Below are 18,507 nucleotides of genomic sequence, written 5' to 3'. Positions count from 1 at the left end.
TCCGGGCGGCGGGCGATTAAACGCCGCGGTCGGCAACGATTTGGGGACGGCCCTGTCACGGCCGGTATGAAAATCGACATCGGCAACGCGCTCGCCAGCGAGGCCTCGCCGGGCGTCTCCCGCGAGGCACTCGATCGCCTCGACGAGCGGGTGGCGCGCGCCCACGAGCGCATCGAGCGCGGACGACGCGACGACGAGTTCGGCTACGCCGCGCTGAACCTGCCCGAAACGACCGATCCCGACGAGATCACGGAGACGGTCGCACCGGTGAATGATGCAGCGTACGTCCTCGTCGTCGGCATCGGCGGGAGCGCGCTCGGCGCGGCGACCATCGCCGAGGCGCTCGGCGACTCGCGGATCCTGACGCTCGACAACGTCGATCCCGACCACGTCTCGGAAGTGCTCTCTCTGCTCCCGCTGTCCGAGACGGCCGTGACGGTTGTCTCGCGATCGGGCACCACCGCCGAGACGCTGGCGAACTTCCTCGTGGTGCGCGAGGCGTTCACCGAAGCGGGCGTCGATTGGACCGAGCGAGTGGTGACGGTCACGGGCGACTCCGGCCCGCTGCGCGAGCTGGCCGATCGTCACGACCTGCCCGCGCTCGCGGTTCCCGACGGCGTCCCGGGCCGGTTTTCGGCGCTTTCGTCCGTGGGTCTCGCTCCGGCGGCCATCCGTGGCCACGACATCGGGGCGATCCTCGACGGCGGGAAGCGTGCGGCGGACTGCTCGCCATCCCTGTTCGAGACGCCAGCCTACGCCTATGGAGCCGTGGCGTACGCGCTCGACATGCGCGGGGCGGCGATCAACGCGATGATGCCCTACGCCGAATCGCTCGAATCGTTCGCCGAGTGGTTCGCACAGTTGTGGTCCGAGAGTCTCGGCAAGGACGGTCTCGGCCAGCTCCCCACTAGGGCGCTCGGCGCGACCGACCAGCACTCGCAGCTCCAGCGCTACCGGGCGGGTCCCCGAAACACGCTCGTCACACTCGTTCGCCCGCGCGAGCGCCCCGATCTCCGGGTCCCGGAGACCGACCACGACGACCTCGCCTATCTGTCCGACACGGGACTCGGCGAGCTCCTGGATGCGGAGTTCGACGCCACCGAGGCGAGCCTCGCCGAGGCCGGCCGTCCCTCGGTGCGGATCGAACTCGACCGAGTTGACGAGGCCGGGATCGGCGAACTGCTCTACACGATGGAGGCCGCCTGCGTGCTCGCCGGCGAACTCTACGGCATCGAGACGTTCACCCAGCCCGCCGTCGAGTGGGGCAAGCGCGCGGCCCGCGGGCTGATCGGCGAGGGAAACGACGAAAGCGAATCCGTCGCCGAGAAGACCCGCCTCGTCGTCGACTAACGCTCGAAAAGCGGAGGACGTATGTCGAATCGGCGACGAGTGCTCGCACGCGATGGCATCCGAACACGCCGCTGCCGGCGGGAACGACTGGCGCGATTACCTGCTCGCCGTCTCGGTCGCGCTCGGGCTCGCCGCCGGCGGTTTTCTCTTCGCACAGCTTCTCGCCGTTCCGCTAACGCTGGGTCTGCTGGCTCTCGATCTTCCGATCGAGGGTGCCGTCAGTTACACTCTCACGACGCTCCTCCAGGGAGCGGCGTTCGTTTCGTTCATCCTCGGCTACATGCGTTATAGTGACAGCCCTCGACTGCTCGATATCCGGTGGCCGTCGCTGTCGCGCCCACGTCGAACCCTTCGGGATATCGGTTGGGTCGTCGTCGGGTTCGTCGTTCTCCTACTTGCGGCACAGGGGGTCAGCCTCGTCCTCGATCAGTTCGGGTTCGCGCCGGGAACGAACCGCATCGAGAGCGCTGCGAGGGCACAGCCGCTGCTCGCGCTGTCGCTGGTCGTCCTTTCGTTCGTCGCGACCGGGCCGGGCGAGGAGACGCTGTTCCGCGGCGGCGTCCAGGGCGTGCTCCGACGGGTGTTTTCGCCCGCCGGCGCGGTCGTCGGATCGAGCGCTCTCTTCGGGCTGGCTCACGTCACGGCGCTGGTCGCGGCGAGCGGCGCGGCCGGGGTCTGGGGCTACGTCGTCTCGACGTTCGTCCTCGGACTCGTGCTCGGCACGCTCTACGAATATACCGACAACCTCCTCGTGCCGATCATCGTCCATGGCGGCTACAACGCTCTCCTGTTCGCCCAGCTCTATCTCGTCGAGACGAGCGGTTTGGGCTTTCTCTCCCCGTAACTACGAGGGGTTCTTCCGGGTGAGGTCGCTGCCGCAGATCGGACAGCGATCCTTGTTCTCGTCGAACACGCGGCCACAGCCCTGACACTGGAAGTCCCAGTCGCGCTGTTCGGTGATCCCGTCGCGAGCGATGAACTCGACGTAGATGTCGAGTCGCTCGGCGACGTTCTGCATGGCGTAGTCGTCGGTCACCAGTTTCGCATCGAGTTCGAAGGCGGCCGCCAGCAGCTCGATGTCCGTCTCCGAGAGTTCCTCCTTGTCGCCGCTCTCGCTCGCGGCGCGTTCGATGCGCCCGATGACGGCCTCTTCGGGCACGTGGATGTACATACCAGCCCCTTCGAGCGCGTCGTAGCGATAGGAACTCTCGCCGTCGAGTTCGGCACCGACGGCGGGCACGGTCGCGATGTCGTCGCCGGCGTCGTACTCGTTGATAAACGCCGAGGCGTCGAGGATCTCCATTAGCGGTCGACGACGATGTGGTCTTTGACCGCCTGCACGCGGCCGATGTCGACGGCGTATCTCCCGTCCTCGTCGCGTTCGAGGTCGATCTGTTCGGTGGTTTCGCTCCGCGGCGTGATGAGCAGATCGCCCAGTCGCCCCGTGTCGGGGTCCATCGTCAGCGTCGAGAGCGTGCCCAGTTCGGTACCGTCGGAGCCGATGACGGCCTTGTCGATGAGCTTCCGTGCGAGTACGTCCGGCATACCCGCCCTACCGTGGCCGCCCATTATAAACACCACGGAGGCCCGAGAGCATTCCCGCGCGCGGAGCGCCCGACGATATCGTTTTCGTGCTGGCGTGTGTCGGTCCCCACGAACGCCACCGATCGTGCCGCAGTGCGAGAGCCACTTCGCATGCAGAAGGTGCAGTTCTCGTTTCTCGCCCGCGCGGGTGTGACGACGCGCTTAACTGCCGTGACCGACTCGAACGAACAACGACTTTCTCGGGTGAACGCCATGTCGGAGACACATACTGACGCGGAGACGGACGGCGACGCAGTAGCAACGCTTCGGACCCCCATCGTCGCCGTTCTCGGTCACGTCGACCACGGCAAGACGACCTTATTGGACCGGATCCGTGGCTCGACGGTCACGGAGGGCGAGGCGGGGGCGATAACCCAACACATCGGCGCGACCGCCGTCCCGCTCGAAACGGTCTCGGAGCTCGCGGGCAGTCTCGTCGATCCGACCGATTTCGACCTCCCTGGCCTCCTCTTTATCGACACGCCCGGTCACCACTCCTTCTCGACGCTGCGCTCTCGTGGGGGTGCGCTCGCCGATATCGCCGTGCTCGTGGTGGACGTCAACGACGGCTTCCAGCCACAGACGATCGAGGCGATCGACATCCTCCAGCGCACCGAGACGCCGTTCGTCGTGGCGGCGAACAAGATCGACACCGTGCCGGGCTGGAATCCCCAGGGCGACGTGCCCATCCAGGAGAGCTACGACGCCCAGTCCGATCGCGCGCGCGAGACGCTCGACGAGCGCCTCTACGAACTCATCGGCGAACTTGCCGACCACGATTTCTCGGCGGACATGTACTGGCGCGTCCAGAACTTCGCCAACAACGTCGGCGTCGTGCCGACGAGCGCCGAGACCGGCGAGGGAGTGCCCGACGTGCTGACCGTGCTGATGGGGCTCTCACAGCGCTATCTCAAGGACGCGATGGCCATCGACGTCGAGGGGCCGGGTGCGGGCACGGTCCTGGAGGTCAAAGACCAGAAGGGGTTCGGTACGGCGATCGACGTGGTGCTCTACGATGGAACTGTGCGCGCCGACGACACGGTCGTCGTGGGATCGACGGGCGAGCCGATCGTGACCGACGTGCGCGCGCTGCTCCAACCCCGCCCGCTCGCCGAGATCCGCACCGAAAAGCGGTTCGAGCAGGTCGATGCGGTGAGCGCGGCGGCCGGTCTCAAGATCGCCGCGCCCGATCTCGACGACGCGATGGCCGGCGCGCCCGTTCGCGTCGTGCGCGACCGCTCGCGCGAGGAGGTCGTCCAAGAAGTCCAGGAGGAACTGGCGGCCATCGGCGTCACCACCGAGGAGGAGGGCGTCGTCGTCAAGGCCGACACGCTGGGAAGTTTGGAAGCGGTCGCGAACACGCTCGAAGAGGCCGAGATCCCGATCGTCCGCGCCGAGGTCGGCGATGTCGCGCCGCGCGACGTCACGGTCGCGAGCACCGCCGACGAGGAGCGCCACGAGACGGTGCTCGCCTTTTCGGTCGACGTGCTCGACAACGCCGAGCAACAGGCCGACGAGGGCGACATCCGGATCTTCGAGAGCGACGTCATCTACCGACTCGTCGAGGAGTACGAGGAGTTCATCGCCGAGCGCGAGCGCAGCCAGCAGGATACCATCCTGGAGAACATCTCCCGGCCCGCCCGCTTTCGCCTGCTGCCCGATCACACCTTCCGGCAGAACGACCCCGCCGTCGTCGGCGTCGAGGTGATGACGGGCACGCTGAAGCGCAACGCGACCATCGTCGATTTCGAGGGGAACGAACCCAAGCGCCGCGGGCAGGTCAAGGGGATCCAGGAACAGGGTGAGGACGTCGAGCAGGCCCGCGCGGGCGAGCGCGTCAGCGTCGCGATCGACGGGCCGACGGTCGGCCGCCAGATCGAGGAGGGCGACGAACTCTGGTCGGAGATCCCCGAAAAGCATGCCAAGGTGCTCGAACAGGAGCTCACCGACGATATCCCGGCCGACGAGCTCGAAGCGCTGCACATCTATCTCGACAAACAGCGCCAGCGCGACCCCTTCTGGGGGAAGTGAATTAAATTGTCTATATGTCGTATAGCATAATATATTGAGACTAATCCACGGCTCATCCCTCAGATTTGGTGCTGGAGTTTATGCTGATTCGATTTGAAATATCGGATTTTAGATATTAGAAATCACCGATAGATGACTGATTCTTATTGTTTTCATGCAGGTATTCGTCTACTTGTTGCTTAGAAACACTACTCTTTACACCAAATATGTTCTTCTGGTGGTCCTCTCGGAATCTATATTTTCTCTCCGATATTTGGGTACACGCGCTAATGCCGTTCAAAAATGTTAGCACATCAATAATATCCTGTACACTAACAGACCTTTTTGGGTAAAAATCCCGGATCTCTGATACGGAAAGCTCTACGGATCCGTGTTTCAAGTCTGGCATAACTTTGTCATAGCATATAGAAACAGCCAACGATTCTTTTTCAACTTCTTCTCCAAGAAACACGGTCGTTGGGGGTGATGATGGGAGTGAGATACCGCCCTTCAGCAACGATTCTAGCTCTGCGTTATCGAATCCACCACGTTCTATCTGTAGTACTCCCCCTCTAGATTGTGACAGTACCGTACAGTATGACTGCATTTCATCCAATTTTGCACTGTTATATGCATCAACACGATTCTCGTAACGATCTTTGTCAAACACAATACAAACCTCGACATTGGATATATCTCCACGAGCAAATCCGCGATCATCGAAGTAATTGGAATCTACAAAATATTCTTCTGCATCCTCAATAGTGATTTTCTCGCACCGTTCCATCTGCCGGATATAGCTGTCTGGTAAATTACTTCCTGATTTAATCTCTGCCAACAGGACTGTAGAGCCATTGAACGACATAAAATCTGGTTCTGCAGCCTCTGCTACACCTCTAATCGGAACTTTCGGGAATCTATTTGGAGCCTTGAACCCTAGATCAATCAAACTACGATTCTGTTTAACTCCTGAGAATGAAGAGTAAAATAGGTTATATGAGTCGATCTCACGCCTTTGCCGTTCCCAATGATCTTGTTCAGTCATTGGAATTATGTGGTTGAAAAGTCAACGGTTCTACTCGAAATATCGTATGTAGTCTTGAAGTCTTCAAGGATAACTCTACAAAAGTCCTTGAGTGTTACCGATGTTGTCCCAGGGCGGGCGTTAACAATTAAATCTCTGTCACTGATACCGACCTGAAACATTTCATTGCGCTCTTTATCAAGGAGTAGATATTCCTCGTGTTCCCTCCACTCTGTGAAATCATACCTTCTCTTAGACTCAAATATATCCTCCGTTAGTGCTTCAACAAATGCTTTTTCGACATCTGCATGGTTTGACTGCCCGCCTCCCGATTCTGATTCTCCACCATCAGTAATTACCTCTCGCTGATTGGTATCCGACTCGTAGAGGTTTAATGTAGTGAACCCCTCAATTACCATCCCTGAATCAGTCATCCTTGCGGCAGGTGCATTGGGAACGTCGAAATGTTTCTTATCTATTTCTTCGAATTTTGAAGCAACTGAATTTACTGTTTCAGCACCTAATTCCTCGGATCCGGCTCGTATTCCGGGTATATTGATACGAGCGTTACGAGTTACGGCTCCTGTCACCGCATCTGTTGGACTATTTTTCTGTTTAAACTCAACACGTGTTGGTTTTGCATCAAATTCTTCCTCCACGTGTTCAATGTCATCTGTTCCACCTCCATGAAACTGGATACTTATCCGTCGATCGTCTCTATAGGAGTTATACTTTGAAGTAAACCCGGAAACGTCCGTTTTTGTTATCTCATTTAGGCCGGTTACGATACTCGAAATATCATTTGCAGTGAGATATAATCGACTGAGACCTGGGAGATAATCTATAACTCTCTCAATCGTTTTCTTTGTCCACTGTCGACGCTCAACAGAGAGGACCCTCACATAATCTCCACTGCTTATGAAGGTCGCCTTATCAGTGCGTTCATATGATGGAGTTCGGATTTCTAGTAATGATGCATTAGGGTTAAGCATTGACTCAGAAAATCCATGATTGTTTATGAATTCAACTGTATTTTTGTGTGTACTCTCCTCAGTTGCCAACTTTTCCAAAGTGGTCTCAATGGATCCGATTCCAAATTCCTCTTTTTTCAAAACAAACATCTTCAAATCCGTTGACTTCTTCCGCATTTCGGACTTCTCTTCCTGCAGTTCTTCATTCGATTTAACTACATGCTGAAGGATATGGTCTATGATTTCAGAAGTCTCCATTCCCTCCAATACATCCGGGCGTATCGTTGCCTTTCTTTGGTTCATTGGAGACTCATGAGGGGGATAAGATTACGCTAACACAAGAAACTATGCTATCAGCTGCAAGTGACGATATCCAGCCTGAGGACCAAGTCAGCCCACTATATTTCCGACCGACAGTATGAATCGGGTCACGCTCGCGGTAATAATATTTAATTACCCGGCGGTCGTTGGCCGGCGTACGATGAACCGTTCAGGCCAGTCCGATTCGGAGGATTCGGTCGTCGAAACCGTTCGCGAGCGCCGGCCGACGGTCGCGCCGGCCGATCTCCTGCTCATCGCGCTGCCGGCGCTCCTGCTCGCTGGCTGGGCGACCGGCGTGGTCTCGGCGCTGTCGCTACCCGTCGCGCTCGCAATCGGCACGCTGCCGGCGATCGGGATGCTCGGCTACGCGCTGTTTTACGATCCGCCGAACGGCTGCGTCTAAGTTAGCGACCGACCGGTGTGATGCCGTCCGATACCGCCTGTTTCACCTGGAGGGCGGCGCTGGCAGCGAGCTGTCTCGCGACTTCGGTTCTGTCCTCTTCGGCGATGCCGTCGCTCAGTTCCTCGAAATCGGGCGTGAAGCCGGCGCTGACGGCTGCGCCGACCGGTGGCTGGACCGCGATCGTCCCCTGCGGGCCGTCCGTCCCGGCGATGATCTGCGCGCCGACGACGTACTCGTCGGGGAGATACTCGCGGGTGCGGGCGGCCACGGTGTCGAGACCGGCCTGGAGCGCCCGGCGTTGCTCGACCGAGAGCTCAACGTCCGCGGTGTTGACGTTCGGTCCCATTGGTGTGCGATCGTTCATGAGAAGGACGGCGACGGTTGGGCCGACGTACTGAAAAGACTCCCGTTCGCGACACCTGCTGCCACATCGCCGGATGGCCGAGCTATATCGGTTCGCTGTCGCCGTAGATCCCGAGCACGAGCGCCGTCGCGAACGATCCGTCGTTCCCCTCGACGTGTTCGGTCACGATGCGCTCGTCGGTGAACGTCCACTCGCGGAGCGCGCGTCCGGAGTCAAGCCCTGCGGCCACGCCCTCGCGGACGCGCTCCGGATCGGTGCCGGTCGCCTCGTAGAACAGTCCCCGATCGCTCTCGGTCGTCGTCCAGCCGAGGCCGGCCGCCGCGCCGCTCTCGCCGACCCCGCTCGTGGCGCGTGCCTCGACGACGGTGAGGCGCTCGCCGACCGGTCCGAGATCCGGGGCGCTGTCGACGATTTCGAGCGTGCTGTCGTCGGGGATCACCGACGAGACGGTGGTGATGTTGTAGTTGTGGACGCCGGCGGCGGCGAGTGCGGCGTCGTAGGCCGCGATCGGCGTCGGCCCGGTGCCGGTTCCGGTGACGATTCTGATCTGCATACAGGAAGGTGGAGCGACCGAACGGTGAGCGTTGCGATCCGCGTCGCTCAGAGGAAGGCGACCGGATCGGCGGCGGTGTCGTCCTCGGTGATCTTTGCCAGAGCGTCCTCGAAGTCGCTCATCCGCACCTCGCTGCGGTCGTCGCGGACGGCGAACATGCCGGCCTCGGTCGTGAGGCTCTCGATCTCCGCGCCGCTGAACTCGTCGGCCATTTCGGCGAGTTCGTCGAACTCGACGTCGTCGTCGAGGTTCATCCCGCGCGTGTGGATGGCGAAGATCTTCTCGCGACCCTCGGGCCCGGGTTTCGGCACCTCGATGAGACGGTCGAACCGTCCCGGACGGAGAATTGCCCGGTCAAGCATGTCGAAGCGGTTCGTCGCGGCGATGATCGAGATGTCGCCGCGCTCCTCGAAGCCGTCCATCTCCGAGAGGAGCTGCATCATCGTGCGCTGGACCTCGGCGTCGCCGGAGGTCTTCGAGTCGGTGCGCTTGGAGGCGACGGCGTCGATCTCGTCGATGAAGATCACGGCTGGTTCGTGCTCGCTCGCCAGCTCGAAGAGATCGCGGACGAGCCGTGCGCCCTCGCCGATGAACTTGCGAACGAGCTCGGAACCGGCCATCTTGATGAAGGTTGCGTCGGTCTCGTTGGCGACGGCCTTGGCGAGCATCGTCTTGCCCGTGCCGGGCGGACCGTGGAGGAGGACGCCGGTCGGCGGTTCGATGCCCACGGTGTCGAACCGCTCGGGATCGACCAGCGGCATCTCGACGGCTTCCCTGACCTCTCGGATCTGGTCATCGATCCCGCCAATATCGGCGTAGCCGACCGCCGGGCGGTTCTCGATCTGCATCGCCTGCGCGCGCACGTCGGTCTCGCTGTCGAGCGGGCGCTGGATGCTGAACGAATCGTCGACGGCGACGCGATCGCCGTTTTCGATATCGTCGGCGATCCCGGGCGCGACCTCCGTCAGCACCTCCTGGTTGTTGCCGTGCTGTCTGACGATCGCTCCCTCGTCGGTGAACTCCTCGACGGTGGCGACGTACAGCGAGGAGGTCTTGAGCGCCTCGTTCTCGCGCTGGAGCTGTTCGGTTTCCTCGGAGAGCTCCTCACGCTCGGCCTCAGCCTCGTCGAGGCGGTCGGCGAGCTCGTCGTGGACGCTTGAGACGCTCTCGAAGTGTTTGGCGAGTGCGTCGAGCCGTTCGGCATCGCTCAACTCCGGATCAATGTCGAGGCGCGGTCGGTCCGGGAGGGAGGGACTGTGGGACATTCTTACCCCACGATAGGGGCTCTTCGTTAAAAGTGGTTTTGGGTTCGGGGTGTTTATGCCAACTCTTCGAACTCCGAAAGCGCGTCGTCGTAGGCCGCAAACGCCGCTTCGATCGGATCCGCGTCGGTCATGTCGACGCCCGTCTCGCGGAGCAGCTCGATCGGATAGCCGTGCGAGCCGGCCGAGAGGAACTCCCGGTAGGATGCTGCGGCGTCCTCGTCACCCTCACGGATGCGCTCGGCGAGTGCGACCGCCGCCGAGATGCCCGTCGCGTACTGGTAGACGTAGAACGGCCGGTAGAAGTGCGGAATTCGCATCCACTCGCGGGCGATGCGGTCGTCGATCGCCGCATTCTGATAGTAGTCACCCTTGAGCGTGCCGTAGATGTCGTCGAGGCGGTCGGGCGTGAGCGCCTCGCCCGCCGCGGTGAGCTCGTGGGTTTGCTGCTCGAACTCGGCGAACATCGTCTGGCGGACGAGCGTCGCGCGGAACCGTTCGAGATACTCGTTGAGCACGTGCCGGCGGAAGGATTCGTCTTCGACGGTGTCGAGCAGGTGGTGGGTCAGCAGCGCCTCGTTCACCGTCGAGGCGATCTCGGCGACGAAGATCTCGTAGTCCCCGTAGATGTAGGGCTGGGCCTCGCTCGCCAGTTCGGAGTGCAGCGAGTGGCCGAGTTCGTGGGCGAGCGTGTACATCGAGGCGATGTCGTCCTGGTAGTTCATCAGGATGTAGGGCTGCGAGTCGTAGGTCCCGCCGGAGTACGCCCCCGACTGCTTGCCCTGGTTTTCGTAGACGTCGACCCAGCGGGAGTCGAGGCCCGCCGCGAGCTGCTCCTGATACTCCTCGCCGAGTGGCGCGACTGCGGCCGTGACGTGCTCTTTGGCGTCCTCGTAGGGCACTTCGGGGCTCTCGGAGTCGACCATCGGCATGTAGAGGTCCCACATCCGCAGTTCGTCGACGCCGAGGCGCTCGCGCTTGAGGTCGGCGTGGCGGTTGAGAACGTCGAGATTGTCCCGCACGGTGTCGACGAGCGTGTCGTAGACTTCCACCGGGATGTTCGCGCCGTCGAGGCCGGCCTTTCGTGCGCTGTCGTACTCCCTGGCGTCGGCGAGTTTCACGTCGGCCTTGACGCTGTTGCGGTGGGCGGCCCCGACCGCGTTTCTGACGTCCTCCCACTCGTCGTAGAACTGCTCGTAGACGTCCTGCCGGAAGGCGCGGTCGGGCCGTTTCTGGAGCTTCGTGAAGTTGCTCAGCGAGATCTCGACGGCCTCACCGTCGGGATCCTCGACGGTGGGGAACTCCATGTCCGCGTTCGTGAGCATTTCGTAGACCTCGTTGGCCGCGCCCGTCACCTCGCCGAGATCCGCGAGCAGCGCCTCGATCTCCGCCGAGCGGGTGTGCGGCTTCATCCGCAACACGTCGTCGAAGTAGTGATCGTACGTTTCGAGCCCCGGCTCCTCCTCGATCATCGCGTCCAGCTCCTCGCGCGTGCAGTCCTGGAGCGCGGGGTTGATGAAACTCGCCGCGCTCGACGCGTCGCTCGCCAGCGACTGTGCCCGCGCGGTGAGCGCCTGGTACTGCTGGTCGGTGGTGTCCTCGTCGCGGCGCATCCGTGCGTAGGAGACGACGTTCGAGAGGTTCCTGAACAGCTCCTCGCGTGTTTCGAGCGTCGCCAGCAGGGTTTCGCCGTCCTCGGTCGCCCGTCCTTCGTAGGCTTCGAGCGCCGAAATCCCCTCCTCGACGTTCTCGTAGGCGGCCTCCCAGTCCTCGTCGGTGGCGTAGAGGTTCGACAGGTCCCAGGTGTATTCGGTGTCGATCTCGTTGCGTTCGGGAACCGAACTCATGCCGAGAACACGGCGGCCGAACGGGGTAAACCTTCCCGAACCGGCGACGGCAACGCCACGAACGAAAGACTCAAGCGTGAATAACTGTTCAGTCAATATATGGGAGAAACCCGTTCGCGGAAACGGCCGTGGCTCGCGGCGTTGCTCTCGGCCATCGCGCCCGCGTTCGGCCACCTCTACCTCCGGCGGTGGCTCCGAGCGCTCGGCTGGCTCGGAGTGACGATGCTCTCGAGCGTGTTCGTTCCCGACGCGACGCTCGACGCGCTCGTCTCCGGCCAGTCGTTCGCGTGGCTCGACGCCGCGCCGCTGCTCGCCGTCTCGCTGCTCAGCGTACTCGATGCCTACCGGCTCGCGGTCGTCAACAACTACCTCCTCCGCGTCCGGAGCGCCGGCACGGAGATGGCGGTCTGTCCCGACTGCGGCCGGCCCGTCGAGGACGATCTCGACTTCTGCCAGTGGTGCGGGACGACCCTCGATGAGGCGGAAGCCGACGAACCCGCACGCCACGACGTCCAGTAGCTCTCCTCACTCGATCCGTTGCTCGATCTCGCCGGCGACGCGTGCTCGCGTCGCTGCCTCAGTACGGACGTTCTCGAACAGTTCTCGCGCGCTCGCGGCGGCTTCGTTGTCTACTCGAAAATCAAGTTCTGGATAGTCGACGCCGGTGAGCACGAGCGGCGCGGCCGGCGCGGCCGCGATGCCATCCGGCCCGGAGAGTTCTTCGTCCGAGAGCGCGCGATCGACCATTGAGAGCGACGCGTCGCCGGTCGCGACGTTCCGAACGAGCGTGACGATACGGCGGACGAGTTGGCGTGAGAAACCGCCCGCACGGAGCGTCACGATCAGAAAATCTCCGTCGCGCTCGACCTCGCCGGCGAGTGTGCGGACGGTGTTGTGATCGTCGGGCGTGAGATTGTAGAAATCGTGTTCGCCCGCGAGTCGTCTCATAACTGTGCGCGCCCGCTCGTCGTCGGCCGCCGGCGCGTGGAGCTGGTAGGTGTATTCGCGCGCAACGGCGTCGTGGGTCGCGTGGAACGAGTCGGTATTCGCGTGTGCCCACGCGCGGATCGATCCCGGAAGCACGCCGTTGAGCGCCCGCGGCGTGAGCCACTCCGGTGCCGCGAGGCCGATCGTCTGGGCGACCGCCGAGACGCCCCTGTCGGTCCGTCCCGCGGCGGCGTAGCCCGACGGTTTTCGTTCATCCGGGTCGAGGACGCCGAGCTCGCGGAGGGCATCGAACAGCGTCCCCTCGACGGTCGGCACCGTGGGCTGGCGCTGGAAGCCGTAGAACGGGCGGCCGTCGTAGGCGAGCCGGAACGCACGCATCACGCCCTGTTTCTCCCTGCCGACCCTTCGCTCCGTCGAATCCGGCTGATCGATGGATCGACAGAGGAATGCCGTCCCGTCGACTCATCGCTGGCCAAAGGGTTCATACGCGCGCGAGACTAACCAAGCAGTCAGAGAATGGTTTTCGAATCGATCCATCACATCGAACGGAGACGGTCGTCCGTCGGAGCGGCACAGTCCGAACGCGCGGGTCGACTGTGAGCACGATCAACAAGTATCTCGGTATCAACCGTGAGGTGCTCGCGCTGGCGATCGCCCGGATGGCCGACTCGGTGGGCAACTCCTTTCTCATCGTCGTCCTCCCGATCTACATCGCCAGCGGCACGATCGAGGGCGGGACGGGCGGGCTCGGCGTTTCGCTGCTCACGGGGCTGATCCTCTCGGCGTTTGGCTTCTTCAACAGCGCGCTCCAGCCGTTCGCTGGGCGTCTGTCGGACAAACTCGGCAAGCGAAAGGTGTTCGTCCTCGCCGGGCTGGGACTGCTCGCGGTCGCGAACTTCACCTACTCGCTGGCGTCGAGCTACTGGATGCTGTTCGTCATCCGGATGGCACAGGGGCTCGGCGCGTCGCTGACGATCGTCGCGACGATCGCGCTGGTCAACGAACTCGCCGACGACGACACCCGTGGCGGGAACATGGGCACGTTCAACACCTTCCGGCTGCTCGGCTTCGGGGCCGGTCCCGTCGTCGCTGGCTCGGTCATCAACGGTGGTCCGTACTCCCTTCTCGGGCTCCCGATAACGGGCTTCGAGGCGGCCTTCTACATCGCGACCGTCTCGGCGGTGGTGAGCTTCGTGCTCGTCACGCTGCTCGTCGATGATCCCGACATCGAGCGCTCGACCGACGACGAGGACACCTCGATCGCGGTGTTCGACCACGATGCCGACGGGCTGATCGACCCGGTGTTCGCCCTCGGGGTCGCCTCGCTGTTCATGGCCGTCGGCATCGCCCTGCTCTCGGCGATCGAACCGCAGGTCAACGCCCGCCTCGGACAGGGCGCACAGCTGTTCGGCATCGAGTTCTCGGCGTTCGTCCTGATGCAGGTGCTCTTCCAGGCACCGATCGGTAGCGCGAGCGACCGCTACGGCCGTAAACCGTTCATCCTCATTGGGCTCGTCCTGCTCGTGCCCGCGACACTCGCGCAGGGGTTCGTCGTCGCGCCGTGGCAGATGATCGTCGCCCGCGCCGTACAGGGGATCGCGGGCGCGCTCGTGTTCGCGCCGGCGCTCGCGCTCGCGGGCGATCTCGCGAGCAAGGGCTCCTCCGGTACGCAGCTGTCGGTGCTGACGATGTCGTTCGGCCTCGGCACCGCGATCGGACCGCTCGCATCCGGCTTTTTGGTGCGCTTTGGCTACGCCGCCCCGTTCGTCTTCGGCGCAGTGCTCGCCGCTCTCGGCCTCGTGCTCGTCTACACGCAGGTCCAGGAGACCGTCGCCGTTGACCCCGATGCCGTCGGCTCCGCACCGACGGCCCAGGACTAACGTCGATCTCTCGGGCAGCCGTCTCGAAATCCTCGTCGAAAAACGCAAACAGATGGCGCATTCGACGATCGGATGCTCTCCCCCAACGTAGCGAAATACCGTCGAACGGGTGTGACGCTATGTGGTGTCGGTCTGTTCGTCCGCGAGTCGATCGAGAATCGGCCGCTCGCGTTCGATGATTCGATCGACTCGCTCGCGAAATCCGTCCTCGTCCGGTTCGTGTTCCGATTCGGCCATGCCGGTGGTATCGTTTCGTTTCATGATTAGTGTTCCGGCAGGCGTGATTCGTCGATTTCGCCCGTTTCGAACCACGCGGCGAGTTCGTCCATCTCGAACAGACCCGCACGGCGAATGATGCGCTCGATCGTCTCCTTGTCCTGCTGAAAGTCAGGTCTGGTCTCCGTTCGTTCCAGATATTCCATCGTCGCGGTCCACGCCGTCCGTTTGTTGGCGTCCTCGAAGACGTGGGCACTCTGTATACCGAACAACAATGTCGCCGCCCGGTGGTACGGATCGTCGTACTCGGCAGCCGGTTCGATGACCTCGCGTCTGAGCATCCCTCTGGGTGCTGCGATACGGATACCTTCGTATTTCAGACCGTATCGCTGATCGATCCGTTCGTGTATGGTGATGATTTCACCCGGTGTCGGCAGATCGTCCGTCATCGTTGCCCGACCGAACGACCCCGTTCCCTACTTTCTTTCGCCGGATTCGGGGAACTCGTCGACGGGCACCTGGCGCTGATCGCCCGATGCCATCTCCTTGACGGTCACGTTCCCGTCGGCGAGGTCCTGTTCGCCGACGATCACGGTCGTCTCGGCACCGATCGAGTCGGCGTACTCCAGCTGTGCGCCGAAGCTCCGGCCGGCGATATCGGTCTCGACGACGTGGCCACGCTCGCGCAGGTCGCGGGTGATCCCGGCGGCGGTCTCGCGCGTGTCACCCACTTGGAGCACGTAGTAGTCGGTCGTCGTGGTCTCCGCGGGCCAGACGCCGGCGCGTTCACAGAGCAGGGAGAGAGTCGCCATCCCGAGTGCGACGCCGACCGCGGGCGTCGGCTGGCCGCCGAACCCCTCGATGAGGTCGTCGTAGCGCCCGCCGCCGAACACCGCCCGGCCCACCGTGCCGGTGGTGTCGAAACACTCGAAGACGACGCCGGTGTAGTAGTCGAGACCCCGTGCGGTGTCGAGCGAGAGCGTGCAGTAGTCGCGCGCGCCGAGATCCGCGGTCGCGTCGAGCACGTTCTGGAGGTTCTCGACCGCGTTTTCGACGCGCTCGGTGTCGGCAGCGGCCACGAGCTCGTCGAGGTTCTCCTCCTCGGTTTCGAGCAGTTCGTCGAATTCCTCGGCGTCGGCTTCCGAGAGGCCCGCGTCGCCGAGCAGCGCGCGATACTCGCCGACAGCGAGCTTGTCGCGTTTGTCGACCGCGCGGATCGCCGCCTCGGTGTCGACGTCGGCGTCGAACGACTCCAACAACCCACCCAGGATGTCGCGGTGGCTCACCCGGAACTCGAAGTCGTCGCTCGTGAGCCCGAGTTCGGTGAGCGCGTCGGCGGCGTACGCGAGGATTTCGGCGTCGGCGATCGGCTCCGCCGAGCCGAAGATATCGACGTTGGTCTGGTAGAACTCGCGGAAACGACCCTGCTGGACCGCCTCGTAGCGCCAGAACGGCCGCGACGAGACCCACTTGATCGGCTTCGAGAGCGCCTGCTGCTTTTCGACGACCATCCGCGCGACCGTCGGGGTGAGCTCGGGCGTCATCGCCACCTCGCGGCCGCCGTGGTCGGTGAAGTTGAACAACTCCTCGACGATCTCCTCGCCGCTCTTGTCGGCGTACATCTGCGTGCGTTCGAGCGCCGGCGTGCCGATCTCGCGGAAGCCGTAGCGTTGGGCGACTTCCTCGACGTCGTCGATGACCGCCCGGCGAGCGCTCATCTCGCCGGGGTAGAAGTCGCGAAAGCCCTTGATGCGGTCGTACATACTGTCCGTTGGCGGTATCGGCGTGTTCACCCTTACGGAATGTACCACGAAACGGAACGGGGCGCAACGTGCGGTCGTCGGCCGACCGGCGCTATCGTCGTTTGATGTCGAAGCTCTTCTCGTCGGGCTTGAGCTCCTGGAGCAACTCCCTCATCTGGTCCTCGTCGATCTTGTCGCCGAGTCGGCCGCTGCGCGCGAGCGCGAACACCTGCTGTTCGACCTGTTCGCCGAACTCGGGCTTGCTCATCTTCACCGAGTTGAGCCGCTGTCGCGCGCCGTCGGTGAGGTTCTGGCGGAGTACGGCCGATTTCTGTGCCTCTGCCTGTTCCTGCTGGGCCTGTCTGGCCTCCTCGTTCTGCCCGCCGCCCTGCTGCTGTTCTTTGAGCTGTTCGAGTTTCTGCTTGCGAAGTTCTTCGATGTCTTCCTCGGAGCCGCTCATACCGCCACGTTACGACTAGTCGAACAAAAGCCCGGCGGACGCTGCGGTGCTCGTCGGCACTCTCAAAGATTCACGAATTCACGTGAATTCGTGAACTCCTTCAGCGGTTGAGCGTGTGGATCGCCCTATCGCGCGCGTTCTCGACGGCCTCCATCACGGCCTCGCCGAGCGTGGGATGGGTGTGGATCGTCGCGGCGACGTCCTCCAGGGTCGCGCCCATCTCGACGGCCAGCCCGAGCTCGGCGATCAGCTCCGAGGCCTCCGGCGCGACGATCTGTGCACCGAGGATGAATCCGGCATCGTCGTCGGCGACGACGCGGACGAACCCATCACTCTCGCCGAGCGTGAGTGCGCGCCCGCTCGCGCGCATCGGCATCTCGCCCACCACTGTCGAGAAGCCGGCCTCTTCGGCCTCCTCTTCGGTCATCCCGACCGTTCCGATCTCGGGATCGGTGAACACCGCGGCCGGAACGCTCTGATAGTCGAGCGCCGACGGCTCGCCCGCGATGACCTCGACGGCGACCTCGCCCTCCTTCATCCCCTTGTGTGCGAGCATCGGCTCGCCGGCGACGTCGCCGACGGCGAAGACGTTCTCGACGTCGGTCCGTGCGCGGTCGTCGGTTTCGAGGAAGCCACCCTCGTCGGTCGCGAGCCCGATCGCGTCGAGGTTCAGCGTGTCCGTGACGGGTTCGCGCCCGACCGCGACGAGCGCCTTTTCGGCCCCAAATTCCGAGATCTCGCCGTCCTCGTCTTCGGTCTTGATCGTGATGCCGTCGCCCGATTCCACCCACTCGCTCGCGCCCTCGCCGAAGTGGAAGTCGATGCCGAGCTCCTCGGCACGGCTCTTGACGACGCGCGCGACGTCGTCCTCGTAGGCCGGCAGCGCGGAATCGAGCATCTCGACCACCGTCACATCCGTGCCGAGCTTGGCGAACACGGTCGAGAGTTCCATCCCGATGTAGCCCGCGCCAACGACCACGAGGCTCTCGGGCACCGCATCGAGCGCGAGCGCCTCGCGCGAGGAGATGATCCGCTCGCCGTCGAACTCGAAGTTCGGGATCGCCATCGGGCGCGAGCCGGTGGCGACGATCGCGTGCTCGAATTCGATGGTCTCGGAGCCCTGCCCCTCGCCCGCGTGGGCGACCCTGACGGTGTTCTCGCCGGCGAACTCCGCACGCCCCTCGACGAGGTTCACGCCGTTTGCCTTGCAGAGCTTCTCGACGCCGCTGGTGAGCTGATCGACGACGTCGTCCTTCCAGCTCACCATCCCCGCGAGATCGACCGCGGGATCGGCGTGAATGCCCATCTCCTCGGCCGTGCTCGCATCGTGGGCGACGTCGGTCGCCGAGATGAGCGCCTTCGAGGGGATGCAGCCGTGGTTCAGACAGGTTCCCCCATACGCCTCTTTCTCGACGAGCGTCACGTCCAGATCGAGCTGTCCAGCGCGGATGGCGGCGACGTAGCCACCGGGGCCCGCGCCGATAATCAGTACGTCCGTCCCCGTCGTGACGTCTCCGACGACCATACCGACTGGAGGCGCGCGGACGTGAAAAATCAGTAGGGTCCGGGCTG

Annotated in this window: 20 protein-coding genes; 6 read left to right on the top strand and 14 right to left on the bottom strand. The window is 63.0% G+C overall.

Translation table 11 applies throughout. The features are described 5' to 3' along the window. Nucleotides 1-66: 66 nt before the first annotated feature. Entirely contained in the window at nt 67-1,350 is a 1,284-nt protein-coding gene (locus MUK72_RS01320) for a glucose-6-phosphate isomerase (RefSeq protein ID WP_244703032.1), read from the top strand. Nucleotides 1,351-1,402: 52 nt separating this feature from the next. After that, nucleotides 1,403-2,194: a CPBP family intramembrane glutamic endopeptidase gene (locus tag MUK72_RS01315; RefSeq protein ID WP_244703030.1), complete on the top strand. Its 792-nt coding sequence runs from the start codon at nt 1,403-1,405 to the stop codon at nt 2,192-2,194. Here the strand turns inward: MUK72_RS01315 and MUK72_RS01310 are convergent, their stop codons facing one another. Then, nucleotides 2,195-2,653, bottom strand: a complete 459-nt coding sequence (locus MUK72_RS01310) for an NOB1 family endonuclease (protein ID WP_004051905.1) — start codon at nt 2,651-2,653, stop codon at nt 2,195-2,197. Continuing rightward, nucleotides 2,653-2,895: a PRC-barrel domain-containing protein gene (locus tag MUK72_RS01305; protein ID WP_004051906.1), complete on the bottom strand. Its 243-nt coding sequence runs from the start codon at nt 2,893-2,895 to the stop codon at nt 2,653-2,655. The genes MUK72_RS01310 and MUK72_RS01305 overlap by 1 nt, the downstream gene beginning before the upstream one ends. Before the next feature lie 252 nt (nt 2,896-3,147). On the opposite strand from MUK72_RS01305, the gene infB reads away from it, so the two are divergent. After that, nucleotides 3,148-4,965, top strand: a complete 1,818-nt coding sequence (gene infB / locus MUK72_RS01300; RefSeq protein ID WP_244705254.1) for a translation initiation factor IF-2 — start codon at nt 3,148-3,150, stop codon at nt 4,963-4,965. Nucleotides 4,966-5,080: 115 nt separating this feature from the next. Here infB and MUK72_RS01295 read toward each other — a convergent pair whose 3' ends face one another. Together MUK72_RS01295 and MUK72_RS01290 are read right to left on the bottom strand one after the other, a co-directional pair. Further along, a complete protein-coding gene (locus MUK72_RS01295; protein ID WP_244703028.1) occupies nt 5,081-5,989 on the bottom strand; it encodes a hypothetical protein in 909 nt (302 codons plus the stop codon). Between the two features lie 5 nt (nt 5,990-5,994). Further along, the gene (locus MUK72_RS01290; protein ID WP_244703026.1) at nt 5,995-7,197 is read right to left on the bottom strand and encodes a hypothetical protein; all 1,203 of its coding nucleotides are present in this window, start codon (nt 7,195-7,197) and stop codon (nt 5,995-5,997) included. 223 nt (nt 7,198-7,420) lie between these two features. On the opposite strand from MUK72_RS01290, the gene MUK72_RS01285 reads away from it, so the two are divergent. Continuing rightward, complete coding sequence (locus MUK72_RS01285; protein ID WP_004051909.1) at nt 7,421-7,663, top strand: DUF8015 family protein; 243 nt, start codon at nt 7,421-7,423, stop codon at nt 7,661-7,663. Between the two features lies 1 nt (nt 7,664). Here the strand turns inward: MUK72_RS01285 and MUK72_RS01280 are convergent, their stop codons facing one another. The 4 genes from MUK72_RS01280 to pepF form a co-directional block, all read right to left on the bottom strand. Continuing rightward, nucleotides 7,665-8,009 carry a DUF5811 family protein gene (locus MUK72_RS01280; protein WP_004051910.1) on the bottom strand — a complete coding sequence of 115 codons (345 nt, stop codon included), beginning with the start codon at nt 8,007-8,009 and terminating at the stop codon, nt 7,665-7,667. Between the two features lie 100 nt (nt 8,010-8,109). Then, the gene (locus tag MUK72_RS01275; RefSeq protein WP_244703024.1) at nt 8,110-8,580 is read right to left on the bottom strand and encodes a pyruvoyl-dependent arginine decarboxylase; all 471 of its coding nucleotides are present in this window, start codon (nt 8,578-8,580) and stop codon (nt 8,110-8,112) included. Between the two features lie 47 nt (nt 8,581-8,627). Beyond that, nucleotides 8,628-9,845 carry a proteasome-activating nucleotidase Pan2 gene (gene pan2, locus MUK72_RS01270; protein ID WP_244703022.1) on the bottom strand — a complete coding sequence of 406 codons (1,218 nt, stop codon included), beginning with the start codon at nt 9,843-9,845 and terminating at the stop codon, nt 8,628-8,630. 53 nt (nt 9,846-9,898) lie between these two features. Continuing rightward, nucleotides 9,899-11,689: an oligoendopeptidase F gene (gene pepF / locus MUK72_RS01265; protein WP_244703020.1), complete on the bottom strand. Its 1,791-nt coding sequence runs from the start codon at nt 11,687-11,689 to the stop codon at nt 9,899-9,901. A gap of 99 nt (nt 11,690-11,788) precedes the next feature. Here pepF and MUK72_RS01260 point away from each other — a divergent pair, with 99 nt between their 5' ends. Then, the gene (locus MUK72_RS01260) at nt 11,789-12,208 is read left to right on the top strand and encodes a zinc ribbon domain-containing protein (protein WP_244703017.1); all 420 of its coding nucleotides are present in this window, start codon (nt 11,789-11,791) and stop codon (nt 12,206-12,208) included. Nucleotides 12,209-12,214: 6 nt separating this feature from the next. On the opposite strand, the gene truA is transcribed toward MUK72_RS01260, so the two are convergent. Beyond that, nucleotides 12,215-13,015 carry a tRNA pseudouridine(38-40) synthase TruA gene (truA, locus tag MUK72_RS01255; protein ID WP_244703015.1) on the bottom strand — a complete coding sequence of 267 codons (801 nt, stop codon included), beginning with the start codon at nt 13,013-13,015 and terminating at the stop codon, nt 12,215-12,217. Between the two features lie 218 nt (nt 13,016-13,233). Here truA and MUK72_RS01250 point away from each other — a divergent pair, with 218 nt between their 5' ends. Next, on the top strand, nt 13,234-14,517 hold the full coding sequence (locus MUK72_RS01250; protein WP_244703008.1) for an MFS transporter: 1,284 nt from the start codon (nt 13,234-13,236) through the stop codon (nt 14,515-14,517). Nucleotides 14,518-14,634: 117 nt separating this feature from the next. Here MUK72_RS01250 and MUK72_RS01245 read toward each other — a convergent pair whose 3' ends face one another. The 5 genes from MUK72_RS01245 to lpdA form a co-directional block, all read right to left on the bottom strand. Beyond that, nucleotides 14,635-14,778 (bottom strand): hypothetical protein, encoded by a 144-nt coding sequence (locus tag MUK72_RS01245; RefSeq protein ID WP_244703006.1) that lies wholly within the window; start codon nt 14,776-14,778, stop codon nt 14,635-14,637. A 2-nt stretch (nt 14,779-14,780) separates the two neighbouring features. Continuing rightward, a complete protein-coding gene (locus tag MUK72_RS01240) occupies nt 14,781-15,182 on the bottom strand; it encodes a Fic family protein (RefSeq protein WP_244703004.1) in 402 nt (133 codons plus the stop codon). 27 nt (nt 15,183-15,209) lie between these two features. Then, nucleotides 15,210-16,496, bottom strand: a complete 1,287-nt coding sequence (hisS, locus tag MUK72_RS01235; RefSeq protein ID WP_244702992.1) for a histidine--tRNA ligase — start codon at nt 16,494-16,496, stop codon at nt 15,210-15,212. Nucleotides 16,497-16,587: 91 nt separating this feature from the next. Then, nucleotides 16,588-16,935, bottom strand: coding sequence for a DNA-binding protein (locus tag MUK72_RS01230; protein ID WP_004051919.1), 348 nt, complete (start codon nt 16,933-16,935; stop codon nt 16,588-16,590). Nucleotides 16,936-17,035: 100 nt separating this feature from the next. After that, the gene (gene lpdA / locus MUK72_RS01225; RefSeq protein ID WP_244702989.1) at nt 17,036-18,460 is read right to left on the bottom strand and encodes a dihydrolipoyl dehydrogenase; all 1,425 of its coding nucleotides are present in this window, start codon (nt 18,458-18,460) and stop codon (nt 17,036-17,038) included. Between the last annotated feature and the right edge of the window lie 47 nt (nt 18,461-18,507).

The sequence above is a fragment of the Halococcus dombrowskii genome, assembly GCF_022870485.1.
Lineage (GTDB): Archaea > Halobacteriota > Halobacteria > Halobacteriales > Halococcaceae > Halococcus > Halococcus morrhuae.
The sequence above is the reverse complement of the archived record's forward strand: the minus strand, read 5'-3'. Positions and strand labels throughout refer to the sequence as shown.